Here is a 24,287-nt window from a genome sequence, read left to right as displayed (position 1 = left end):
CCCCTTCCACTCGGCTAATCGAGAAATGGCAATACGACAAGCGCTTCGGGGTCGAGCCCATGCTGTGCGCAGACCTCTTGCGCCATGGCGAAATATCGCTCCGCCTCGGCCAAATCATCGAGGTCGAGATTGAGCGTCGCCAACCCATCATAACACGGAAACAGCAATTGTGGTTCACCGATTTCGCGTGCCACGTCGAGGGCCTCATTGTAACATTCACGCGCCAGTTCCGGTTGATCATGGCACTGATGAATTTGTCCGAGCACGATGAGGGGAACCGAGAGATGGTCGCGCTGATCCAGCGCCCGATCGATCTCGATTGCCTTTTCGGCCGCGGGCACGCCCTCGCTGATACACCGATCGGTAAAGGTGCAGTAGGCCACGGCAAGATTGGCAAGGAGACGCGCCTGAAAGCCCAGATCGCCGATGCGGCGCGCCACCCCGAGCCCGCGCTGGCACACCCGGATCGCGCGTTCCGGATTGACCATGGTATAGAGCACCGACAGATTGGTGTAGCCGCGACAGGCGGCACTTAGAAGGCCTGCATCTTCAGCGACCTTGACACTGCGCTCCACCTCGCTCACCGCTTCCTGGCTCCGGCCAAGTCGTGCAAGCGCCACCCCTTTGGTGTTCAGCGCTTCGGCCGTGACCCGAGCAGTTTCGATGTCACTTTCGGCGCCGGCTTCGGGCGCCATGGTTTGAACAAAACGCAATGCTTCGTCCGCCCACCGCACGGCGGCAGTGTGGTCGCCAGTGCGAAATGCAAGGCGGCCGCGTTCCTGCGAGAGATGCGCATGCTCGATCAGCGGATCTATCCCTTCAAGCAGTGCTGCTGCCTCGGCATAGCGTGTCTCGGCTTGATCGCGTTTGCCGGAGTCCCAAAGCAATCGCCCAAGCTTGCGCAATATTCTTGCGGTAGCGGCGAGGTCACCCTTGGCGCGATGAATATTAAGGACGGTCTGGTATTGCTCATCGGCGACATCGCGCTGACCTGCGGGTCCGCAGAGATCTGCAATGCGTTCGCGCAAGAGCAGCGATTCCGGTCCGTGGTCACCAGTATTCGACAGGGCATCCAGTGCCTGCCTGTAGAGACGGACCGCGTCATCGTTGGCGTATGTCTTGCGCGCCCGGTCGCCTGCTGCCATCAGGTAGTGCGCACCTTTCGTCGCGGCTGCGGTTTGGCTGAAATGGTGACCCAACATTGCCAGATCTTCGAGACGTTCTGGATCGTCTCCATACAATCGTTCCAATGTATCACCGATGAGCTCATGCATCTCAATGCGTCGTTGCAACAGGAGATTGTGGTAAATCACATCGTGAAGCAGCGTCTGGATGAAGCGGTAGCCTGGCGCCGATACCGGGTTTGCACCGGGGATTTCCTCGATGATTTCAGCATCGCAAAGGAGATCGAGCCCCGCTTCGACGTTTGCCGGGGCTGCCGAAATGGTCTTCAATAATTCCGCGTCGAAACGCGGCCCGATAACTGCGGCCTCCTGGGCCAATCTGCGCACTTCCGGCGGCAGCCTGTCCATTCGGGCGAGCAACATTGCTTGTATCCCGACGGGAATGTCGGCAGCTGCCTCCCTATTTGCCACCCGCCAATGCCGGTTGTCCCTTTGCACAGCCCCAACCTCGATGAAATGACGCACAATTTCCTCGATGAACAGAGGATTGCCGTTGGCGCGATCGACAATGCTGTTGCACAGATCAGCTGGCAATCCGCCGGGGCCATGACCGAAGAATGCACGGAGCATTTTTCGACCGTCATTGGCATGCAAAGGGGGGAGGCGCAGCGCCGTCAAGCTGATACGGCTTGAATCCAGCATATCCGTCTCAAACGCAGGCCGATGGGTCGTCAGCAGCATGAAGCGGCTACGCTCCAGACGGTCCATCAAAAAGCGCAATGCTTCGAGCGATGCGGTATCAGCCCAATGGAGGTCTTCGACGACAAGCAGCAGGGGCGAACGCGCCAGGCGCTGCTCGAAAATAGTGCGGATTGCATAGAAGATCTGCCGGCGCAATTGCTCGGGTTCAACCTGATGCAGCACGTCATCGGATTCGCCAAGACCGATAACGTAAAGCAGAAGCGGCATCAATTGCTTCACTTCGCCGGCGGCAAGGCCAAGGTCGCTCAGCCCGGCGGCGAGCAAATCCTTTGTTTTCTCCGGTGAATCATTGGCGTTGATTTCATAGGCACTGCGCAACACAGCAGCGAGTGTGCCATATGACGGCTCGCCGAGCGGTGAACAGATGGCTCGCCGGACCACAACATTGGTGAAACGAGGATCATCACGCGTGTTTGCCAGGAATTCCTCGGTCAGGCGTGATTTCCCAATGCCTGCATCGCCGATCAGCCGTACCAGTTGGGCTCGACCAGAGGCTGCCATATCAAGGCAGCCAAGCATACGGGCAAGTTCCTTTTCACGCCCGACCAGTGGCGCACTCAGGCCGAGTGTTTCGAGGCCCCTTGCGGTGCGGGGCTCCTCGAGCGCTCCCACCAGCCGATGTACGAGAACGCTGCCAACCTTGCCACGCAGGGCCTGGTCACCAAGCGAATCATAAGAGAATGCATGTCGTGTGAGGCGATAGGTCAGCGGCCCAACGAGGATCTCGCCCGGTTTCGCCATCGACTGCAGCCGTTGTGCGCTGTTCACCGTATCGCCCGTCACTGAATAGGATTTGGCGATGCCCGCACCAAAGCCGCCGGCAACGACCGGGCCTGTATTGATACCAACATGCAGAATCAGGGGCGAATGCGAGCGTGTTTGCCAGCGTTTTCCTACCATTGCGGCCCGGCTGACCATGTCCAGCGCCGCGTGGAGTGCTCGCTCAGGGTCATCTTCATGTGCGACCGGTGCACCGAACAATGCGAGCAGCGCATCGCCAATGAATTTGTCGACAAAGCCCCCGAAGCCCTGTACCGCCGCCGTCAGCTCTTCAAAAAGTTCGTTTTGGAGCGTTTGCATGACTTCCGGATCGAGTTGTTCACTCAATGTGGTGAAACCGCAGAGATCGGCAAACAACACGGTAACGGTACGGCGATCTGCACCGGTTTCGGATTTTACCAGCGTGGGCCGGATGGCTTGTCGGGACGTTTCTTGCGGCCTTTGCAGGCTGCTGATTGTCGGCGGATCGGCGATCTGGGCTCCGCATTTTGGGCAGAACACGAAGTCTGGTGGGCACAGATATTCGCAGTTGGGGCACGCGCTGGCTTGTTTCGCGCCACATTTTGGGCAAAACGCAAAACCGCTTTGAACGTCAAAACCGCAACCCGTGCAGTTCATCGATATGACCTCACAGGAACCCGGATGTACGATCCTGCCGCGCTTTATCCCGCGCGCTGGATTCCCCATTAAATAATGAACCTGCTGCGAGGGGCTGGCAAGCGGCCCATAATGTGAGAATGCTGGAGACAATCGGGTTGCAAGTGCTTCAGCGGGGCATTACTGAAGACATGTCGGCACCACTCCTCTTGGGTGCTGACATCCCCCACCCCAGGGAGAAGGTCTTGGGCCTTCACAACTTGGCCGGACCCAATGGTCCGGCCCTTTTCAAGAGATGTACAAGCTGGGCTCAGGAGATCGTTTCCCCACCATCCACCACAAGCGCTTGCCCGGTAATGTAGGACGAACGATCTGAAACCAGAAACAGGATCGATTCGGCTATCTCCTCGACGTGTGCCCAGCGCCCCAATGGAACCTGCTCTTGCACATAGGCTTCTATTGCACCGCGTCCGCCCATTTGGCCGATGAAAGGTTCGTTGAAGGGGGTATCAACCCAACCGGGGCAAAGCGCGTTTACACGGATTCCAAATCGCGCGTAATCGCCGGCCATTTGGCGGGTCATCGCGATGACGGCATGTTTGGTGGTCGTGTATGCAATCATCTCGCGATCATAGAGGACGCCGGACGATGATGATGTGTTGAGTATGACGCCTTTGCCCGCGGCTTTCATCACCGGCATGACAAGACGGGAGGCCATGAAATGCGCCCGTACATTGAGGCTCCACGACCGGTCGAACCCTTCAACCGGCACCTGCTCGAGGTTGCCGGCAATCTGTGCTCCGGCATGATTGTGCAAAATATCGATGCGCCCGAGCCTGGCGGCCACTGAAGATATACTTGCCGCAAGCGCCTCGTCATCGGTTACATCAACAACAGCAACTTCCGCGTGCCCGCCCGCCTTGCAAATGCGGTTCACGACGATTTCCGCATTCTCTGCATTGATATCAATGACGACTACATGGGCACCTTCGCGCGCCAGAATGGCGGCACCGGCCTCACCGATTCCGGAGCCGGCTCCGGTGACTATAGCAACGCGATCTCTGAGGATCATGGGGTTTCCTGTGTGTCAGTTTGTTGTTTTTTTCTCCCGCATCAGAATGCGGGCTATCAGGATCATCATCAGCGAGGCGACCAGAACCAGCGTGGCAATGGCATTTATCTCCGGGGTAACACCCCGGCGAATGGACGCGAAGACATAGATGGGCAAAGTCGTTTTGGAGCCGGCGACGAAAAAGGCGATAATGAAATCGTCGAAGGAAAATGTGAACGAGAGCAGAAAGCCCGCCAGCACCGACGGCAGGATTTGCGGCAGCACCACCAATCGAAAAGTGGTCAGCGGCGTTGCGTAGAGATCGCTTGAGGCTTCGACGATGTCGCGGCCAAGACTGGCGATACGCGCCTTCACGATCATGGTCACCAATGCCATCGAAAAGAGCCCGTGCGCGGCGACAATCGAACCGTAGCCAAGCCCAAGTTGCGGCGGATTGGCCCCTGGCCAAATGGCGTTGAGCAGCGGATTGAGAAAGGAGAAAACTTCCACCAATGCGACGAGTGTTGCAATGCCGATCACCACGCCCGGCACGACGATGGCTGCTGCAAACAGACCATCAAGCACGGCACGTGCGCGCGTGCCCAATCGCTCCATCCCGATGGCGGCCATTGTGCCGAATATGGCGGCCAGTGTTGCGCTTGTCAGGGCGATGATGAGGCTGTTCTGCAATGCGGCAACGAGAAACGTGTTGCCCAGAGCCTTGCCATACCACATTGTCGAAAAGCCGGTGAATTCACTGGCATTGCGACCGGCATTGAAGGAAAACAGCACCACGAGCGCGATCGGTGCGTAGAGGAACACATAGACTGCCGAAATAAAAGCACGCATCAAACGAGGTCCACTTGTCTGGTTCCCGCGATCTTCCAGGCAATACGCATGGCAATGAGCAGCACGAAAACCACTGAAATCACCAGTGTGACGGCGATTGCCGATCCGAATGGCCAGTTGCGCGACTGCAGGAAGAGATCGACGAGGGCATTGCCGATGAAAAACACCTTGCCGCCGCCAAGAAGCTGCGGGATCAAATACTCGCCAAGCAGCAGGATCGTGACGAGCGACAATCCTGTCATCACCCCGGGCAGGGAGAGTGGCAATGTGATGCTGAAAAAAGTGGAGACCGGTTTGGCACCCAGATCAGCGGACGCTTCGAGAAGGCGACGATCAAGCTTTTCCAGACTGACATAGATGGGCATGATCATGAGCGGCAGATAGCCGTAAACGATACCAAGAAGGACAGCGCCATGGGTGTTGAGGATGCGCACGTCGTCGAAACCGACCATGCTCAGAAGATTGGGAATGCCGCGGGAGCCGAGGAGATACATCCAGGCATAGGTGCGCACCAAAAGGCTGGTCCAGAATGGGACAATGACCAGTGAAACAAGCAGGAGCCGATACCGGGGATTGGCCTTGACTGCGAGATAGTAGGCAACCGGATAAGCGACAATCAGGCAGATGAAGGCGCCGACAGGCGCGAGAAAGAGCGTATTCCAGAAAGCCGCAGCGCGCGATGGCAGATTGGCAAATTGTGCGAATGTGAAGGCCGGCTGATATCCGCCTTCAGGTGCGCGCTCTCCGACTGAAAAAACCAGCATGGCAATGAAGGGCAGCACGAGGAAAATGAAAAGCCAAGCCACAGCTGGTGCGACAAGCGATGCGGTCACCATCCTTCGTTTTGTGTTTATAGCCAATGCCATCGGATATCTCTTGTATGGATGATGTGCCCGTCCTTCTCTCGACTACGGGGTGCCGAGAGAAGGACAAGATGTGTTGTCAGGCTGACTTGAAGCGCGCCATGACCTCGGCACGGGCGGGGTCGGTGAGCGTGACCGCCGCGCCGAACTCCAGTGGAGTCAGTTGTCCATCCGGCGGATAGACAATGGTGTTGGAGGTAATTTCCTTCGGAAGAAGCGAAAGCACGCGGCTGTCAGTTGTCGGAGCGCCATTGGCGATATGCTCCTTGACGGCGTTGGCTGGATCCATGAGGTAGTTCAGCAGGGCGTAACCCGCCGGTTTGTTCGCGGCGCTTTTGGGGATGGCATAGAAGTCCGACCAGATCTCGCCGCCATCTTTGCCAAGAACAAACTTGATTTCCGGTACATCGCGGTTGAGCTGCGCCCCATCATTGGTCCAGCACATGGTCATCCATGCATCTCCTGCGCGCATGGCCGGCTGATAATCGCTGTTGATGGCATAGAGGTGCGGTTTGACCTTCACCAGAAGTGCTTCTGCCTTGGCCAGTTCGTCAGGTTTGACGGAGTTGAAGGAGTAGCCGAGCGAAACCAGCGCACTGCCGATCGTCGTGAGCTGATAGTCATGCACGATGGTGCGCGTGTCGGCCTCATTTTGTGCGACCTCGAAGAAATCCTTCCAGCTCGCTACGGGTGTTTTGATTTTCTTTGAGTTGAGGGCAATTCCGGTCGTGCCCCAGTTTTTTGGCACTGCATAGGTCGTGCCGCTGACGGTCCCCTCGGCGGTGAAGCGCGCCGTTTCTGTGGCCGGGCTGTAATTGGTCAGCTTCGACATATCGAGAGGATCGATCAGGCCAAGCTTTACATAGGTGGAGATGGTGTAATTGGTTGGCACAAACAGGTCCCAGCCGGTGCCTCCGGCCTGCAATTTCGCCAGCATTTCCTCATTCGAACCAAAAACATTGACTTCGACCGCAACGCCGGTTTTCGCCGTGAAAGCTTCAAACGTTGCAGGATCATGATAGTTCGGCCAGGTGGCGATCGACATTTGCTTGCCAAGGTCCTCGGCGAAGGCCGGAGACGAGAGCAAGCCGGTCTGGCCTGCCAGCACTGCGGAGGCCAGACCAAGTCCTGTAACGCCCAGGAAGTGCCGGCGGGAGACGGACCCGCGTTTGAGGCGCAGCAACTCATCCATGAACTGTGCAGCTGTTATTGGGGCATTCTCTCTATAGTTTTTAGGCATGAAGATGTTCCCTTTTTTGATATTATTCAGGCCGGAAAGATATGCGCAGCGTCGAGGTTGAAGCTCAGCACAACCCTTTCATTGGGCTCGACCAGGCTGCTCTCCGAGAGAACATGCCGATCGGCGGTGATCAGGAAATTGCCAAGCCCGTTGACGGAAACCGAGTATTCAACCGATGATCCAAGGAAGATGCGATGGGTTACAATCCCTGAAAGCCTGCCCGAGATCGATTGGTTCTGTCGATGCAAGGTGATGGCCTCTGGGCGCAGCGCCAGGGTCACTGCGCCAGGAGGCAGTGCGCTCCTTTCCCCTATCGACAGGGCACTCCCATCTGCAAGGCGCAGCGTGGCACCATCTGCTTCGACTGTTGCAGCTATTCGATTGGTCTTGCCGACAAAGTCGGCAACAAAGAGATCCCGCGGTTTGTCATAGACTTCCTGCGGGGCTGCAAGCTGTACGATGCGTCCCGCATTCATCACACAGACAAGGTCGCTCATGGAGAGGGCCTCTTCCTGGTCATGGGTTACCAGAACGAAGGTGATGCCCAGTTCGCGCTGCAATGTTTGCAGTTCGATCTGCATGGCCGTGCGCAATTTCTTGTCGAGTGCCGCGAGGGGTTCGTCCAGAAGCAGCACGGACGGCTTATTGACCAATGCGCGCGCCAAGGCCACGCGCTGCTGCTGTCCACCGGACATTTCATGGATACGGCGCTTGCCGAACCCGCCAAGCCGCACCATTTCCAGCGCCTCGCCAACCCGGCGGGATATCTCGGGCGCACTGATCTTCGGGCGGGCCTGCCTTAGCCCGTAGGAGACATTCTGTTCGACATTGAAATGCGGAAAGAGCGCGTATTGCTGAAACACCATGTTCACGGGCCGCTGGTGGGCCGGGACACCGTTCATGGGTTTGCCGTTGATCAGGACGTCGCCCGTCGTGGGCTGTTCGAAACCGCCAATCATACGCAGGCACGTCGTCTTGCCGCAACCGGAAGGGCCGAGCAAAGCGACGAATGCGCCCTTTGGGACCTGGAGATTAATATCGGAGACAGCGGTCACGGCGCCATAGGATTTGCTGACCGACCGAAACTCGATGTCGTTCACTGAATGAGATGTCACATTAGTCCCCTGCGGCTTTAAGTTACATTGGTCAGTCTGCGCTGCCTTTGCCACCGTCATGACCAGCAAAGTAGCCAATCCGTGACTGTGCGGTATATACCCCAAAAGAGGTATTTCATCAGGCGAATACCAATGTAAGGTGTATACGCAATTGCAGTTATGAAAAGATGAGGAGCCGGCACGATGAGCGTCGATATTGAAACGCTATTCGATGTGTTTCGCCGGTTTGTAGGCAGATCGACAATGCTGTCGCATGAGTTTGGCGATCTTTTTCGCCAGATGATGCGCTCACTCGTCAAGTTCGATCACGTGGTGATGTTTGCTTATCGCGGGAATGAACGCCCCATTGATCTCTACAGCACCTTTGATCCGGCGGAGCAGGTGATTTTCGTCAATCTGTATCAAATGGGCCCCTATCTCCTCGATCCTTTCTATCACAACGCCCGCGAGGCGAGGTCTGGAGTCTGGCGCATGCGCGAGCTTGCGCCAGACCGCTTTTTTTCCAGCGAGTACTATCGCACCTATTATGTTCAGACAGGACTTGCCGAGGAAATTGGCTTCTTCGTTCCCATCGCGCAGGACCTGACAATTGTGCTCTCGCTGATGCGGCGCGAAGAAACAGGTCCCTTTGCAACGCAAGATCTTTCGCTATTGCGCAAGGCTGAGCCGCTGGTCGCGCGACTGGTGAAACACTATTATCAGGATATCGGCCTTCTCTTTGACGCCGCCGTTGCAAAGCAAAGGAAAGGGCGTCGCAAGGACAAGTTAAATGCCGCTGACACAGTGTGGCGTGATCTCAACCTGACGGATCGCGAGGCAGCGATCATCGAACTTGTGCTGCAAGGGCACTCGTCGGAATCTATCGGATTGCGGCTTTCGATCACCATGGGCACTGTAAAGGTTCACCGGCGCAATGTTTACCGCAAGCTCGGCATATCGTCCCAGACCCAACTTCTTTCCATCTACCTGAAGAAGTTGGGCGAGCATTAGATTGGGGGCGTCGGGGCATTGGCCGATGCTCGTTGTCCCGCGGGGCGCGGCCGGGTTTTATGTCGGAATGTTTATCCGCAAGTGTGTTGTCTGCCCGGAATCCCTGTCGATCATCTTGTGATGGTGATACGGTTCGCCGGGATATAATTCCGACACTCATGACCGGAGGCGACCGTTGAACAGCGAACAGGGCATTCTTCGCATATCCATAGCTGTTACAATCTGTGTCGCAGGCTTTGGCGTGATATTCGGCTTGCTGGCAGGGTCTTTCTCCATCGTATTTGACGGTGTCTACATGCTGGCCGATGCCGCGATGAGCGGCCTGGCTCTGGGGGTTGCGCGGCTGATCGCATTATCCGCTGTTCCGACCGGAAAACTCCGGGAACGGTTCACAATGGGTTTCTGGCATCTTGAACCCATGGTGCTTGGCCTCAACGGCATTATGCTATCGGGCGTTGCGATTTATGCATTGATCAACGCGATCGGCAGCCTGATGAGTGGCGGCCGCGATCTCGAGTTCAGCTTCGCGATTTTCTATGCCGCCGTTGCTCTCATTGCCTGCACGGTCATGGCAGTCGTTGAAATGAAAATGAATAAACGTCTGCATTCCGACTTTGTCGCTTTGGACGCCAAGGCCTGGATTATGTCCGGAGGCATCACCGCTGCACTATTGGTGGCATTTTCCGTTGGTTATGCAATAGAGGGAACGCGGCTCGACTGGATCACCCCCTATATTGATCCGGCAGTCCTTGCCCTTGTCTGCGTCGTTATCATTCCACTTCCCATCGGCACGATCAGGCAGGCACTGGCCGATATCTTTCTGATCACGCCCCCGGCGCTGAAATTGCACGTTGACACCGTCGCGCAACATTTTGTTGAGCGATATGGCTTCGTTTCCTACCGCGCTTATGTGGCAAAGGTCGGACGCGGAAAGCAGATTGAGCTGTACTTCATTGTCCCTATGGGGTGGCCGTCAAGGCGTCTTGAGGAATGGGATTCTATCCGGGATGAGATCGGCGAAGCCATAGGCGACGAAAGTACAGACCGGTGGCTGACCATTGCATTCACCACTGATCTGGAATGGGCGGTCTGACCGCAGGCTGGGACATCATGCCCAATCCGGTGTCAAGACGTGTGCTCCCTATTGACTATAACGAATATGTTATATAACAAATATGTTATGAACATTTCAACTGACGCGACAAATCTCGATGCTGCATTTTTAGCGCTGGCCGACCCCACACGCCGGGCAATTCTTGCGCGCCTGGCGCATGGTGAGGAGACGGTGATGCAGTTGGCCGAACCCTTCGCGATGACCCAGCCAGCAATTTCTCGGCATTTGAAGGTGCTCGAAAATGCCGGGCTGATTGTCCGGCGTATCCAGGGCACGAAGCGGCCGTGCCGGTTATCGAGCGCCGGGATCGAAACCGTCGATCGATGGCTTGCGATGCTAAGGGATGCGCTGGCTCAGAACTACGACAGGCTCGATGGAGTCCTGGCAGACATGGTTGAGAATGGAGAGGAATTGAAATGAGCAAACTAACGATCAAGACCGAGGGCGATCTGCATGTTGTGGTGACGAGGCATTTCAATGCGCCGCCTCAAGCCGTTTACCGTGCACACATAGAGCCAACGCTGATTCAAAGATGGATGCTTGGGCCGGACGGATGGACAATGCCCGTCTGCACCAACGAGGCGCGCCCTGGCGGGAAGATCCGATTTGAATGGAAAGGCCCTGACGGCAGTGGCTTTTATCTGACAGGCGAATATCTGGAATTGGAGCCTTATAGCCGCATTGTTCATATCGAGCGGATGCATCTTCCACACACGACGCCAGACAACCATGTGGAAACGCGGTTCGATCCGGACGGATCCGGTACGCTGATGACCATGCGTATGACGTTGCCTGACGCTGAAACGCGATCGATGATGCTGGCAAGCGGCATGGAGCACGGCATGGAAGCGAGTTATGTCCGGCTGGAGGGATTGATCTAGGCCGTTTCTACAGGGCGGTGGCGGAAGCGCCGCTCACCCTCCCGCAAATCCAGGGCACGCGGTGCCATCGGCTCTGCGGGGGTGGTGCCGGATCAAGATAGGCGTCGCCTCAAAGCGGCGCCTATCTGATTTACAGGGCAAAGCTTGAGGTCTAGGATCAAAGCAGCAGAGAAAATGTTACCTAGTATCGGAGTGTGATCCATGACCGAGGTTTCATCTGTTGAAGAATCCCCCTCAGACCAACCCGTTCTCGATACCACGCCTTACGGCGCAGGGCCTGATGATTCCATTGCAAGTGCAGCGGAGAATGCTGCGGTTACTCACCACGTGGCCGTGATTGGCGGCAAGCCAATTCCCTATACAGCGCGTGCCGGCCATCTGGTTACCGTTAATCCATCCAGTGCGCAGCCGGCAGCGGCGTTCTTCTACGTCAGTTTTGCCGCTGATGGCGTCGATCAGTCGACGCGCCCGGTCACTTTTTTCTACAATGGCGGGCCGGGGTCCTCGTCGGTGTTCCTGTTGCTCGGGTCGTTTGCGCCGCGGCGTATCAAGACCAGTATGCCCGATTTTACGCCGCCCGCTCCCTACACCATTGAAGACAATCCGGACAGTCTGCTGGATCGCAGCGATCTGGTGTTCATCAATCCCGTCGGCACCGGCTATTCAAGCGCAATTGCGCCGAACCGGAATCGGGATTTCTGGGGTGTCGATCAGGATGCGCGCTCGATTGCCCAATTCATCAAGCGTTATTTGACCGCGTTTGATCGATGGAATTCGCCCAAATTCCTCTTTGGCGAATCCTATGGCACGCCCCGCACCTGTGTATTGGCATGGATGCTGCATGAAGACGGTGTCGATATCAACGGCCTGACGCTGCAGTCGTCGATCCTCGATTATACGCAAACCGGCAATCCGGTTGGACTGTTGCCGACATTGGCGGCAGACGCCTGGTATCATAATAAAGTCAATGTGGGGGTGCGGCCGCCGCTGCCTGCCTTCATGGATACGGTGAAGGCCTTCGCGCAGGGCCCTTATGCAAAGGCTTTGACGGATTTTCCCAAGTTTGACGCGGCGACATTGCAGACACTGAGTGATTATCTCGGCATTTCGCCCGTCGTCCTCACGTCCTGGAGCTTGAATGTCGAGGCGAACAATGGTGCCAATCTTCTCTTCCTGACGACCCTCCTGCAGGATCGGGGGCTGGCGCTTGGGGCCTATGATGGAAGGGTGACTGCCATCGATACGGGAATTGCCGGCCAGATTGACCCTAATTCCGGCGGCAATGACCCGACGATGACCGCCGTAAGCGGCGTCTATACCGCCATGTGGAATACCTATCTGAACGATGAGTTGAAGTTCACGGCTCTGTCACCCTTCGCCGATCTCAACGATCAGGCATTTCAAAATTGGGATTTCGGCCACATCGATCCAACGGGCACGCAGAGAGGCGGCAAGGATGCCAATGGCAACCCGGTTCTCTATACGGCCGGCGATCTGGCGGCGGTGATGGCGCTCAATCCCAGCCTCAAGGTGTTTTCCGCCAATGGCTATTATGATTCGGTCACGCCATTCTTCCAGACCGCGCTGACGTTGGCGGATATGCCGCTCACCAATCCGTCGGTGCGCGCCAATCTGACTATTCGCAACTATCCGTCGGGGCACATGATTTATCTTGATGGCGAGTCCCGGACCGCGTTGAAAGCTGATCTCAGTGTTTTCTACGACAGCACAAGGGCCCGTTTCATTGCCCAGGCGCTGCGCAGCGAACAGTCTGCCATTTGCAGGCCTTATTTCAAACTTCGAAATCCTGTCGAGGCGCAGAAGACCGGTCGTGGCCAGGCGGTACCGGCAAGCTGGGGCGTTCCCGATCTTTGCAAGGCCTATGATTGGCCGCAAAACCTTCTCGGTGGCGGTGTGATTGCCATTGTTGAGCTCGGTGGCGGCTGGGTTGCGAGCGACATGGACGCGTATTTTGCAGCGCTGGGACAGCCTGTGCCTCAGATCGTTGATGTGCCGGTTGCCGGTGCTGGGAACAATCCCAATAGGAACAATGGCCGGTCTGGTGATGCCGATGTCGAGGTTGCACTCGACATTCAAATCGCGGCCGCGTCCCATTATGCGGCAACCGGCCGGCCCGCCTCGATCCGGGTATACTGGGCGTCGCCTCAACCCAGTGGAATCGCAGCGGCGGTGCGGGCGGCGGCAGCGGATGGCTGCGATGTCTGCTCGCTTTCCTGGGGTGCCGATGAGGCACTTTGGGTCAAGGCCGGACAGGGCACCAGCCAGGACCTGGTTGCTCAGATGCAAAGCGCAGCACAGGCGGCGACAACTGCTGGCATGGTGATTTTCGCTGCGGCTGGCGACAATAATTCAAGTGACGGTGGCAGCAGTCCGGCCAATGTCGACATGCCTGCGTCCTGCCCGAATGTGATTGGCTGCGGTGGAACCTCCAAATCGGCTGCAGGTGAAGTGGTCTGGAATGAAGATCCGGGCAATCCGGACGGCAATGGGACGGGCGGCGGCTTCTCGACATTGTTTGCGCCGCAACCGTGGGAAGCCGGTGCACCGCACGGGCCGGGCCGGATGGTGCCTGATGTTGCGGCGCATGCCGATCCGCGCAATGGCTATGAGATTTGCGTGCACGGGCAGACGATGGTCGTCGGCGGCACCAGCGCGGTGGCACCTCTCTATGCAGGCCTGTTTGCCGCTTTTGGCCGCAAACTTGGTTTTATCACACCCAAACTCTGGCTGAACCATATGTGCTTCAACGATATCACTGTGGGTGACAATGGCTATTACCGGGCACGCACTGGTCCCGACCCCTGTACGGGCATCGGTTCGCCTATCGGCTCGAAACTCGCCGCCTTGTTTGATGCCCCGGCTGCCGGGGTGCTCCATCTGGAACCATCGGCACTGCCGAGGATCGTTCCTGACGGTTGGAGCGGCTCCGTTTATCTCACCTTTGTCGAGGGGAAGCTCACCGGCAAGCCGCGTATGGAACCGTCACCGGACAAACGTGTTCCGCAGGCTCGAACTGTCCGCAAACGGGCGCCCGCGAAATAGGTGTTGCCGGCACTGCCATCTACGGTGAATTCGCTACGTGCCGGAATCCTTGGCCTGGCCCCATTCAGGCTCGACGGCTGGAATATCGTCGAAGGATGAATAGTTGAGATTGTAGAGTTGCGCATAGAGTTTGCCATTCTCCATAAGGGCCTCATGGTCTCCCATCTCGATCATCTGTCCATTTTGCAGGACGATGATGCGATCGGCTTCGCGAATGGTGGCAAGGCGGTGGGCGATCACAAGCCCGGTGCGGTTCTCCAGTAGTTTGACGAGGGCTTTCTGAATGAGCATCTCGGTGTAGCTGTCGATATTTGCCGTGGCCTCGTCAAGAACGAGGATCTTGGCATCGGCGACCAGTGCGCGGGCAAAGCTGATCAGCTGGCGCTGGCCAAGCGAAAGATTTCCACCACGCTCGCCCAGTTCAGTCTGGTATCCCTCGGCAAGATTCATGATGAACTCATGTGCGCCGACAGCCTTGGCCGCCTCGATGACATCGTCGAGTGATGCGCTGTCCTTATGATAGCGGATATTTTCGAAAACCGTTCCGGTGAACAGAAACGGCTCCTGCAGGACCATTGCGATCTGCTGACCGAGGGAATCCTGGGTCAGATTCCGCACGTCGTGGCCACCCACGAGAACCTGTCCCTGCTGGACGTCATAGAAGCGGTGAATGAGCGCCATCGCGCTCGACTTGCCGGAACCGGTGGGGCCAACAAGCGCCACGGTCTCGCCCGGGTTGACCTTGAAGCTGACATTTTTCAGTACCGGATGCTTCGGATTATAGCCGAAAACGACGTTGCGGAACTCGACCGATCCATCGGTGTCCGGCGTCAGAACGCGCGCATCCGGAGCGTCGGTGATGCTGATCGGTACATCCAGAACTTCGGTCAGCCGCTGTCCAGACGCCATGGCCCGCTGCATCACCGAATATTGCAGGGTCAGGGAGCGGATCGGATCGAAGAAGCGCTGGATATAAAACAGGAACGCGACCATGACACCCACATCGAGCGCCTGATTGAGCACCCGCGCGCCGCCGACGACGATGACGAGTGCCATGGCAACGCCGGTGAGCGAATCCACGATCGGCACCATGACCTGAGCGTACTTTGCTGCTCTGAGATGCGTCATCAGATTGGCATGGGCTTTGTCATTGTAGAGCATGAAATTGACCCTCTGGCGTCCCATGCTTTGAACGGCGCGCACGCCGTGGATGGTTTCAGCCAGAGCACCGTTGGTAACGGAATTGGTTTCATGCGCAGCCATGAAGGCGATCCGGGCGCGGGGCAGCCAGAAAATGCGCACGACGAACAAAATGGGAAGCACGGCAAGGGTCAAAAGACCGAGGCGAAAATCCAGATACAGCATGACGAAGACAATGCCGAAGAGCAGGGTGATATCGCCAACTGACAGGACGGAGGTTTCGAGAAACTCCTGCATCGAGTTCACGTCGCCCTGCAGCCGCGACATCAGCCGTCCAACCTCCGTCTTGTCCATGAAGGAAAGCGAAACACGCTGGAGATGCGAGAACATCGCCCGGCGAATGTCAAACAGGACGTCTTCCGCGACACGTCCCACCACCGTTTCCTGGATATAGCTGGCAACGAAATTGACAAGTATCGCCAGAGCAAATGCAATGATCGCATAGGCAAGTGCGGCGTGATTGCCGCCTGGCGCAATGCCATGGTCGATAGCGTAGCGAATGATGAGCGGGATCATCAATTGCGTGGCTGTAAACGTCAGCACTGCGCCAACAGCAATGAGCATCTGCATCTTGTAAGGTGCCACGAACGCCCAGATCCGTCTGATGATGTTGCCATCGAAAACCTTGCCGAACATTTCCTCTTCGATCCGGTGCGATCCCACAACGGCGCGGGGCGGTCGGCGTCCATCGTCGCGAACGTCGTTGCGCTCCGTCTCATTCTCGTCGCTCACGATCTCATCTCCGTTTTTTCCATTGCGGCGAGACCGTCACCGGGGCGAACCTGCAAGTCGTAAAGTGCCTTGTAGCGGCCGCCTGCCGCGAGCAGGCTTTCATGGGTCCCGCGTTCGACGATCTGGCCATCCTCGATAAACAGAATCTGATCGGCATGCATCAATGAACTCAGGCGGTGCGCCACAACGATTGTCACCCGGTCCTTGGCGTAACGGCGCATGGCGATGCGGATGCGCTGTTCCGTACCGGCATCGATTGCGGCCGTTGAATCGTCGAACACCATGACCGCCGGCTTGAGCATAAGGGTGCGCGCGATCGAAAGGCGCTGCCGCTGTCCGCCTGACAATGAAACGCCGCGTTCACCGACGATTGTGCCATAGCCCATGGGCAGACCAAGGACGTAATTATGCAACTGCGCGGACTCGCTTGCCCGTTCGATTCTCGGCTCTTCCGCCCATGGATCGCCATAGGCGATGTTGTTCTCGATAGTCGTCGTGAACAGAAATGCATCTTGCTGAATGACCGCGACCGCACTGCGCAGCGATTCCAGCGTCACGCTGCGAATATCCTGTCCGTCGATGGTGATCCTGCCGCTGGTCGCATCATAAAAGCGTGGAATGAGGTGCGCCAACGTGCTCTTTCCGCTGCCTGGCTTGCCGACAATGCCAACGGTTTCACCGCGCCGGGCTTCGAAACTCAGATGCTGCAACACCGGCCGGTTGCTGAGCTGCGGATAGGAGAAGCCAACATCTTCAAAACGCAACAGCCCATCCGATATGGCAAGCTCCCTGGCATTTACCGGGTCCTTGATCGCGACATCAAGGTCGAGCAGCGCAAAGATGCGTGTTCCGCATGTGGAGGCACGGGCATAGGAGTTGACCATCAGGCCAAGCTGGCGCACGGGCATCTGCAGGATCGTCATGAATGTCAGGAACGATGTCAACGTTCCCACGGTGATTTCACCTGCAACGACCTTGTTGCCACCAACCCACAGCACGAGGCCCATGGCGGCAAAAAAGGAAAGCGTCATGGCGCTGGTGTTTCTGACACGGATGCCGACACGTTCGTGGGCAAGATCGAGTGCGGTTTGCGAAGCCTTGTCAAACTTTGCCAGCTCATGATCCTTTGCCGCAAATGCGCGCACCACGCGAATGCCGCCGAGATTTTCCTCCATGACCCTTGTGAGCACGGACAAACGCTCTTGCAGATCGAGCCATGTCGCCCGCAAGCGCAACTGTGTAACCGACGAGCGCCATGCGACGAAGGGTACAAAGCTCAACGCAACAAGCCCCAAAGTGAAATCCGTCGACAAGAGCATATAGGCGCCGATGCCGATCAGAATAGACAGGAGAACTGTGCGTATCAGCGCCGTGGAGAAATACATGCGCACCCCCTCGAGATCGAGCATGCCGACCGTGATGAGATCGCCTGAGTGAACGCTGTCATGAAAACTGAAACTGAGCCGCTGGATTTTCTCATAACAGGCCAGGCGCAACTCGTAACCCATATGGTGGCCCACGGCTTCGCTATAATAGTTCTGAATCATGGTGAAGACGCCGCGCAGAATGCTGACTGCCAAAAGGACGAAAGCCGTCACGAGCAGGGCATCCTGCGCAATCGTGCCAGCGGTTCCTCCAGCCATGGCCGTTTGGGTCTCGTCGATGGCACGCCCCAGCAGCTTGGGGATCATCAGCTGGAGACTGGCCGCAATCACGGTGGCTCCGATGGCAAATGTCGTCTGCCAGGGATGGCGAAGCGTCATATGGGTAATTCGGACAAGGGTGGAGAAGCCTTGACCCCACCCCGCTGCATTTGCGTGCGCCAACGAATCCGAATGACTCGCCGCCCGCTTGAATGCGTTGCTGCTCACAGTGTTTTCCAAACCATTTGATTATATGAATACAGGCCGCAGAAACGGGGCTGTTCAATACAGTGCGGCTATGATTCTTTGCTGATTCCCAGGCAGGGTTCAAGGGCCATATTGTTGGCCCGAACCTCATCCCCCGTTAAGCGCAGTAAGTGTGGGTCGCCAGCCTGTCAATTGATCCGCTTTCCTCTGTCGGTGTCGAACAGATGGATGTGGGAACCATCACCCTTGATGGAGATGCGCTCGCCGACGCGAATGTCCGCGGTTCTCGGAAATTCGACGGTGATCAATTTCTCCGTTCCGGCATCGAGGTAACCGAAGGTCTGGCTCCCAAGCCGTTCGACCACCACCAGTTCGCCGCTGAACCATGCTTCCGCGGCGTCGCAGATCCCAAGATCTTCCGGCCGGATGCCGAAGGTAACCATTTTTGCTGTTTCATATGATCTGTTCGGGACCTCGATCGAGGCCTTGCCTGCCGGCAAATGCACGACCAGATGGTTACCGCCGGATTCGATGACCTGGGCAGGGAAGGTATTCATCGTCGGGCTGCCGATGAAGCGTGCAACGAACAGGCTTGCCGGTTTGCGATAAAGGTCGAGCGGTTGGCCGATCTGCTCGATATGACCAGCGTTCATCACCACGATCCGATCCGCCAATGTCATCGCTTCGACCTGATCGTGCGTGACATAGACCGTCGTCGCCTGCATCCGGCGATGCAGCTTGGCGATCTCCAGCCGCATCTCGACGCGCAGCGCCGCGTCAAGGTTCGATAGCGGCTCGTCAAACAGGAAGGCCTTTGGCCGGCGGACGATGGCGCGCCCCATGGCGACACGCTGACGCTGTCCGCCCGAAAGTTGTGCTGGACGCCGTTCGAGATAATCCTGGAGTTTGAGGATGTCCGCCGCGCCTGCGACGCGCTTGTCAATTTCGGTGGCAGGTTCACTGCGCATCTTCAGTCCAAATGCCATGTTCTCCTCAACGCTCATATGCGGATAGAGCGCGTAATCCTGAAAGACCATGGCTATGTCACGATCCGACGGCGGCAGGGTGTTGACCGTCGTGTCACCAATCTTCAATTCGCCTGAACTGATTTCCTCCAGTCCGGCGATCATGCGCAGCAGGGTGGATTTTCCGCAACCGGATGGACCAACGAGAACCAGAAATTCGCCGCTCGCAATGTCAATGTCGACACCGTGGATCACGGGAACCGTGCCATAGAGCTTTTTGATCTGCTTCAGACTGATCGCCGTCATGTGTTGTTCCTCCTCTGTCGATACGTTATTGACTTCCATTATCGATATCAATATCAATAATGATAATTCGTGCAGTCCGCAACTTGACAGGAGAGCCAGCAGTGTCCGACCCCATCGCTTCGCAGCCAATCCGTCCGTCGCGCAATCCGGCCGTCTCCAAGGCATCCGCCGTGTTCGACTCTCTCAAGCGCGATATCATGCTTGGTGAATTGCGTGCCGGAGAGCCGCTGACGGAGCTCGACCTTGCTGCCCGCTTCCAGTGCAGCCAGGGCAAGGTTCGGGAAGCGCTGTTGCAATTGCAGGAAGAGGGGCTTGTGCGGCGTCAGGGGCACCGCGGTACGCTGGTGTCAGCCTGCACCGTCGATGAAGCGGTCGAGATGTTCCGGGTGAGGCAGCAGATCGAGTGCAACGGCATCATCCGGGTTCTGCGCCACAAGAGCCGCACGCTGATCGCCGACCTGAACGAAATCGCAAACGATATGGTCGACGCGGCGAAGGTCGATGACGAGCTGCAATTGGCGGCATTTGACCGGGATTTTCATCGCAGAATCTTTCGTGATGCCGATCTTCCGGCGCTCGATCCGATCCTTCATCGCTGCCTCGTTCACAATCACCGGTTCAAGATATCCAGAAGTATCGGTTCGCGCGATCTTATGGCCACAGCGTTGCGGCATCGCGTCATAATAGAAGCCATCGAGGAGGGCGATGTTTCTGCCGCAACGGAGACGTTGCGTCACCATATCGTGACAATCGTCGACTTCGGGCCAACCGTATTCCCGGACGCGGATCAATGAGCATCACGCCCGGTTTTAGCGATGAGCTTTCGGCGGTTATGCGTGAGGTGCTGCTTCGCGCGGAACGCGTGTTGGGACCGCAATCCGATCCTACATTGCTGACGCCCGCCGAGGGCAGGGCGCAATCCGAACGCGCGAATGAGCGGAACAACGTCGATCTGCCGCCGCTTGCCGGGGCAACGGAAGTCGTTATTGCCGCTGACGCAGAGCTTGGCTCCTCGGCCTGCCGCCTGCGCGTTCTGGTTCCGCATGGGGCGGGTGCTGGAGCTGTCATGTTCGTTCATGGTGGCGGCTTTGCCTTTTGCAGCCCCGAGACACATGAACGATGTGCCCGCGTTCTTGCCAATGAGACCAGGATGCCCGTGCTGGTTCCTGATTACCGTCTTGCCCCGGAATATCCGTTTCCTGCGGGTCTGCACGATGTTATCGCCTGCCTGCGTGCTGCTTTCACTGCAACATCTCCGGCAGGCGTATCGGCGGGGCCGCTGATCATCTCGGGGGATTCAGCCGGTGCAAATCTCGCGCTCGCAGCGATCATGCACGAACAGAAGGCGGGACGGTCGCTGCCATCGGGCGCACTGCTGTTTTACGGCACGTTTGATGCCAATTTCAATAGGGAGTCCTATCGGCGTTTTGCCGATGGTCCGGGGCTGACGCTTGGCAAAATGCAGCGTTACTGGGACTGGTACTGCGCGGATCATCAGGCGCGGCGCAATCCATTGGCTGCTCCGCTTCAGGCCGATGATGACGCGCTGCGTACCCTGCCGCCGCTCTATCTCATGGCTGCCGGGGTCGACCCGTTGCTGTCCGATACGCTTCGTCTAGCCGAACGGCTGAAGGCGGTCGGCCGCGATGATCCCCTGTCAGTGGTGCCGGGGGTCACGCATGGTTTTCTGCAAAACACCAACGAGCTGGCGGCAGCGCGGGAGGCGCTTAAGTCGGCTGGTGAAGCTGCCCGGGGAATGATCAGCGGCAATCGATAAATGCATAATAAACGTGGAGGAAACAATGAGCATTCTCAAGAAGCTGGGTATCAGCTGCGCATTCCTGACCGGCTTGGCGATCAGCACGGCCAACGCGGCGGAAACGGTACGATTCTGGTATCATTTCGACAATCCGGAAAATCCGATGTCGGATCTTGTGGCAAAATTCCAGGCCAAGAACCCGGATATCAAGATCGACGCTGAGAACGTTCCATGGAACAGTTATTACGATAATCTCTACACTTCGCTGGTTGGCGGCAACGCGCCGGACGCCGGAATGGTCAAGCTTTTCGCGCAGCCAAGACTGGCGGAAATGGGTGCACTCGAGCCGCTCGGCGACCGTATCAATGCATGGCCGGGCAAAGCCGACCTGCTGGACAATCTGCTGGAGTTGAACAAGGGGCCGGACGGACAGCAATATTATCTGCCAATCCAGTATGTCGTGCTTTATCTCTATTATCGTGCCGATCTGTTCAAGGACGCGAACCTCAATCCACCCGCCACCTGCGAGGAGTTTCGCACGGCAGCGCAAAAGCTGACCAAGGCACCTGACACCTATGGCTTTGGCCTGCGTGGCGGCAAGGGTGGCTGGGATCAGTGGGGAGCATTTGTCTTTTCGCAAGGGGCGGAACTCAAACCGGGTGGTTTGACCACGCCAGCGGCTATTGCCGCCAACCAGTGGCTGATCGATCTGTTCCAAAAGGACAAGGTCATCCCGCCATCGGCCCCCAATGACGGCTTCCAGGAAATTGTCGCGGCGTTCAAGGCCGGCAAGACGGCCATGACCATTCACCATATCGGCTCGTCGAATGACCTGGTCAAAGCGCTTGGTGACAAGGTCTCCGCAGTTCCTGTCCCCAAATGCGGCGGCAAGCAGTGGACCTCCTATGGCGACGAATCCCTGGCGATCTTTTCGTCGTCACAGGTAAAGGACGCTGCGTGGAAGTGGATTTCCTTCCTGGCGGAAGCTGAAAACAACGTGGCCTTCAACAAGGCAACCGGGCAGATGACCGTGACCAAGAGCGGAGCTGAACATTGGACCCTGCACGAACGCCGGTTTGTTGACGCCACGGTCCAGTCCTTGCACTTTGCACACGTCTTGCCGCAGAGCACTGCGACGGCAGAGTTCGTCAACACCGCGTGGCAGACGTCAATGCAGCAGGCGCTGACCGGCCAGATCACGTCGCAGCAGATGATGGAGCAACTCGAGAATCTGTTCGCGCAATAGCGCGTGCAGGTTCCCGTCATTGGCACCGCCAGAAAGTCAGCCCATGTCCACGCTCGCACCATCCGCACCGGACGATTTCACGCAGGCGCGCCCGCTCCGCAGCAGGCTGATGCCCTATGCTTTGCTGGCGCCTGCTGTGCTGGTGACATTGTTCATCGTGTTTTTTCCGATGTTCCAGGCGGTTGTAACCAGCTTCTATGACGTCATCTTGTGGAAGCCGAACGCCAATCGCTTCGTTGGTTTTGGCAACTATGTCAAGCTTCTGCGTGATCCGGTGTTCTGGACCTCGCTTGGCCACACGGCAATCTGGATCGGTCTGACGGTTCCGTTGCAGATGGGGCTTGGTCTTGTCACGGCACTTCTGCTCAACCGTGAATTTCCCTGGCGTGGCCTGGCGCGGGCGCTGGTCATCATTCCCTGGGCATTGCCAAGCGTGGTCATCGCTTTGATGTGGCGCTGGATTTATGACCCGACCACAGGGGTGCTCAACGATATCCTGCTCTATCTCTCCATCATTCATTCGACGGTGCCCTGGCTCGCCGATCCCCACCTCGCGCTCTATGCGGTAATCGCGACGCTGACCTGGCAGGGTTTTCCGTTTTTCGCAGTGATGATCCTGGCTGGCCTGCAAGGCATTCCGCAAAGTCAGTATGAAGCCGCCTCTATCGACGGCGCCAGCCCTTGGCGGCAGTTCGTCCACATAACGCTGCCGGGAATTGCGCCTGTGCTCGCAACCGCAGGATTGCTGCGCATCATCTGGGTTGCCAATTCCATGGACGTGATTTTTGTAATGACCGGCGGCGGCCCGGGCTATGCAACGCACACACTGCCGCTCTACGCCTTCATCAAGGCGCGTCAAAATCTCGACTTCGGTTACGGGACCACGATCGCCGTGACGTTCACGCTTCTGCTCGGGGCGATCGTTGCGGTCTATATCGTCCGTACACTGCGCGAGGTGGAAAGATGAACAAGCCCTCGACACTCCGGCGCATTCTCACAACGGACATTCCTGTTGCCCTGATCATCCTTCTCGCCATCGGGCCATTTGTCTGGATGATCCTCACCTCGCTGACGCCGACCGCGCAGCTGTCTGCGTCCGGTGTATCCTTGTCACCATCAGGATGGAGCATCGACAATTATGCCCGGCTTCTCCGGCAAACCTCGTTTCTTCACAACATGCTGGATAGCTTGATCATCGCCTGCGGCACCGTTGTCCTCGGGCTCGTCGTTTCGGTTACCGCAGCCTATGCACTGTCGCGCTTCCGGTTTGCCGGACGCAAGCTGATCATGCTGCAGTTCCTGCTGGTCAACATGTTCCCGATCGTGCTCCTGATTTTGCCGCTCTTCGTCCTCATGCGGAAGATCGGTATTCTCGATACCCATATCGGGCTGATCCTTGCCAATTCGACGGTTGCCATTCCCTTTGCCGTCTGGATGCTGACCAGCTATGTCGGTGCCATTCCGCGCAGCCTCGACGAGGCGGCCATGATCGATGGCTGTTCGCGGCTGCAGGCCCTGCGGCGCATCGTTCTGCCCCTGGCGATGCCCGGCATCATTTCGACCGGTATTTACATCTTCATCACCGCCTGGAACGAGTATCTCTACGCCTTGACGCTGGGAGGCCGCAATGTCCGACCGGTTACCGTAGCGATCCAGACCCTGATCGGTGAGTACCAGATCGAATGGGGTTTGCTTGCCGCGGGAGGCGTTGTCGGTGCGCTGCCTGCCACCCTCCTTTTCCTTCTCGTCCAACGCCGTCTCATCGGTGGCCTTACCCAAGGTGCGGTGAAGGGATGACCC

Annotated in this window: 19 protein-coding genes; 10 read left to right on the top strand and 9 right to left on the bottom strand. The window is 57.4% G+C overall.

Annotation, left to right across the window (positions count from 1 at the left end; translation table 11 throughout):
* Positions 1-14: 14 nt before the first annotated feature.
* From ACIQWS_RS19420 to ACIQWS_RS19395, 6 genes are all read right to left on the bottom strand, one after another.
* Positions 15-3,284 carry an adenylate/guanylate cyclase domain-containing protein gene (locus ACIQWS_RS19420; RefSeq protein WP_403183131.1) on the bottom strand — a complete coding sequence of 1,090 codons (3,270 nt, stop codon included), beginning with the start codon at positions 3,282-3,284 and terminating at the stop codon, positions 15-17.
* 289 nt (positions 3,285-3,573) lie between these two features.
* Positions 3,574-4,335, bottom strand: a complete 762-nt coding sequence (locus ACIQWS_RS19415; protein ID WP_403183128.1) for an SDR family NAD(P)-dependent oxidoreductase — start codon at positions 4,333-4,335, stop codon at positions 3,574-3,576.
* A 15-nt stretch (positions 4,336-4,350) separates the two neighbouring features.
* Complete coding sequence (locus ACIQWS_RS19410; protein ID WP_288193013.1) at positions 4,351-5,163, bottom strand: ABC transporter permease; 813 nt, start codon at positions 5,161-5,163, stop codon at positions 4,351-4,353.
* Complete coding sequence (locus ACIQWS_RS19405; RefSeq protein ID WP_403183122.1) at positions 5,163-6,029, bottom strand: ABC transporter permease; 867 nt, start codon at positions 6,027-6,029, stop codon at positions 5,163-5,165. Before ACIQWS_RS19405 ends, ACIQWS_RS19410 begins: the two co-directional genes overlap by 1 nt.
* A 76-nt stretch (positions 6,030-6,105) precedes the next feature.
* Positions 6,106-7,266, bottom strand: coding sequence for a spermidine/putrescine ABC transporter substrate-binding protein (locus ACIQWS_RS19400; RefSeq protein ID WP_346308098.1), 1,161 nt, complete (start codon positions 7,264-7,266; stop codon positions 6,106-6,108).
* A 26-nt stretch (positions 7,267-7,292) separates the two neighbouring features.
* Positions 7,293-8,381, bottom strand: coding sequence for an ABC transporter ATP-binding protein (locus tag ACIQWS_RS19395; protein WP_346308097.1), 1,089 nt, complete (start codon positions 8,379-8,381; stop codon positions 7,293-7,295).
* Positions 8,382-8,564: 183 nt separating this feature from the next.
* Here ACIQWS_RS19395 and ACIQWS_RS19390 point away from each other — a divergent pair, with 183 nt between their 5' ends.
* From ACIQWS_RS19390 to ACIQWS_RS19370, 5 genes are all read left to right on the top strand, one after another.
* Positions 8,565-9,371, top strand: a complete 807-nt coding sequence (locus ACIQWS_RS19390; RefSeq protein WP_403183116.1) for a LuxR C-terminal-related transcriptional regulator — start codon at positions 8,565-8,567, stop codon at positions 9,369-9,371.
* A gap of 175 nt (positions 9,372-9,546) precedes the next feature.
* Positions 9,547-10,464, top strand: coding sequence for a cation transporter (locus ACIQWS_RS19385; RefSeq protein ID WP_346308095.1), 918 nt, complete (start codon positions 9,547-9,549; stop codon positions 10,462-10,464).
* An 87-nt stretch (positions 10,465-10,551) separates the two neighbouring features.
* Positions 10,552-10,905 (top strand): metalloregulator ArsR/SmtB family transcription factor, encoded by a 354-nt coding sequence (locus tag ACIQWS_RS19380; RefSeq protein ID WP_346308094.1) that lies wholly within the window; start codon positions 10,552-10,554, stop codon positions 10,903-10,905.
* A complete protein-coding gene (locus ACIQWS_RS19375; RefSeq protein ID WP_346308093.1) occupies positions 10,902-11,366 on the top strand; it encodes an SRPBCC domain-containing protein in 465 nt (154 codons plus the stop codon). The genes ACIQWS_RS19380 and ACIQWS_RS19375 overlap by 4 nt, the downstream gene beginning before the upstream one ends.
* A 201-nt stretch (positions 11,367-11,567) precedes the next feature.
* The gene (locus ACIQWS_RS19370) at positions 11,568-14,429 is read left to right on the top strand and encodes a S8 family serine peptidase (protein WP_403183111.1); all 2,862 of its coding nucleotides are present in this window, start codon (positions 11,568-11,570) and stop codon (positions 14,427-14,429) included.
* A gap of 33 nt (positions 14,430-14,462) precedes the next feature.
* Here the strand turns inward: ACIQWS_RS19370 and ACIQWS_RS19365 are convergent, their stop codons facing one another.
* The 3 genes from ACIQWS_RS19365 to ACIQWS_RS19355 form a co-directional block, all read right to left on the bottom strand.
* Positions 14,463-16,361, bottom strand: coding sequence for an ABC transporter ATP-binding protein (locus ACIQWS_RS19365; protein ID WP_403183108.1), 1,899 nt, complete (start codon positions 16,359-16,361; stop codon positions 14,463-14,465).
* Positions 16,358-18,232 (bottom strand): ABC transporter ATP-binding protein, encoded by a 1,875-nt coding sequence (locus ACIQWS_RS19360; protein ID WP_403183105.1) that lies wholly within the window; start codon positions 18,230-18,232, stop codon positions 16,358-16,360. The genes ACIQWS_RS19365 and ACIQWS_RS19360 overlap by 4 nt, the downstream gene beginning before the upstream one ends.
* 167 nt (positions 18,233-18,399) lie before the next feature.
* On the bottom strand, positions 18,400-19,482 hold the full coding sequence (locus tag ACIQWS_RS19355; RefSeq protein ID WP_403183101.1) for an ABC transporter ATP-binding protein: 1,083 nt from the start codon (positions 19,480-19,482) through the stop codon (positions 18,400-18,402).
* Between the two features lie 101 nt (positions 19,483-19,583).
* On the opposite strand from ACIQWS_RS19355, the gene ACIQWS_RS19350 reads away from it, so the two are divergent.
* Genes ACIQWS_RS19350 through ACIQWS_RS19330 form a run of 5 tightly spaced genes read left to right on the top strand, consistent with a single transcriptional unit; the run spans position 19,584 to position 24,284 of the window.
* Positions 19,584-20,276 carry a GntR family transcriptional regulator gene (locus ACIQWS_RS19350; protein WP_346308088.1) on the top strand — a complete coding sequence of 231 codons (693 nt, stop codon included), beginning with the start codon at positions 19,584-19,586 and terminating at the stop codon, positions 20,274-20,276.
* Positions 20,273-21,259: an alpha/beta hydrolase gene (locus ACIQWS_RS19345; protein WP_403183097.1), complete on the top strand. Its 987-nt coding sequence runs from the start codon at positions 20,273-20,275 to the stop codon at positions 21,257-21,259. Before ACIQWS_RS19350 ends, ACIQWS_RS19345 begins: the two co-directional genes overlap by 4 nt.
* 25 nt (positions 21,260-21,284) lie before the next feature.
* On the top strand, positions 21,285-22,487 hold the full coding sequence (locus tag ACIQWS_RS19340; protein ID WP_403183093.1) for an ABC transporter substrate-binding protein: 1,203 nt from the start codon (positions 21,285-21,287) through the stop codon (positions 22,485-22,487).
* Between the two features lie 43 nt (positions 22,488-22,530).
* Entirely contained in the window at positions 22,531-23,454 is a 924-nt protein-coding gene (locus ACIQWS_RS19335; RefSeq protein ID WP_403183090.1) for a carbohydrate ABC transporter permease, read from the top strand.
* Complete coding sequence (locus tag ACIQWS_RS19330; protein WP_403183087.1) at positions 23,451-24,284, top strand: carbohydrate ABC transporter permease; 834 nt, start codon at positions 23,451-23,453, stop codon at positions 24,282-24,284. Before ACIQWS_RS19335 ends, ACIQWS_RS19330 begins: the two co-directional genes overlap by 4 nt.
* The last annotated feature ends 3 nt before the right edge of the window (positions 24,285-24,287 follow it).

The organism is Phyllobacterium sp. NPDC097923, from assembly GCF_044760925.1.
GTDB classification, from domain to species: domain Bacteria; phylum Pseudomonadota; class Alphaproteobacteria; order Rhizobiales; family Rhizobiaceae; genus Phyllobacterium; species Phyllobacterium calauticae.
This window is presented reverse-complemented; position numbering and strand designations above follow the sequence as displayed.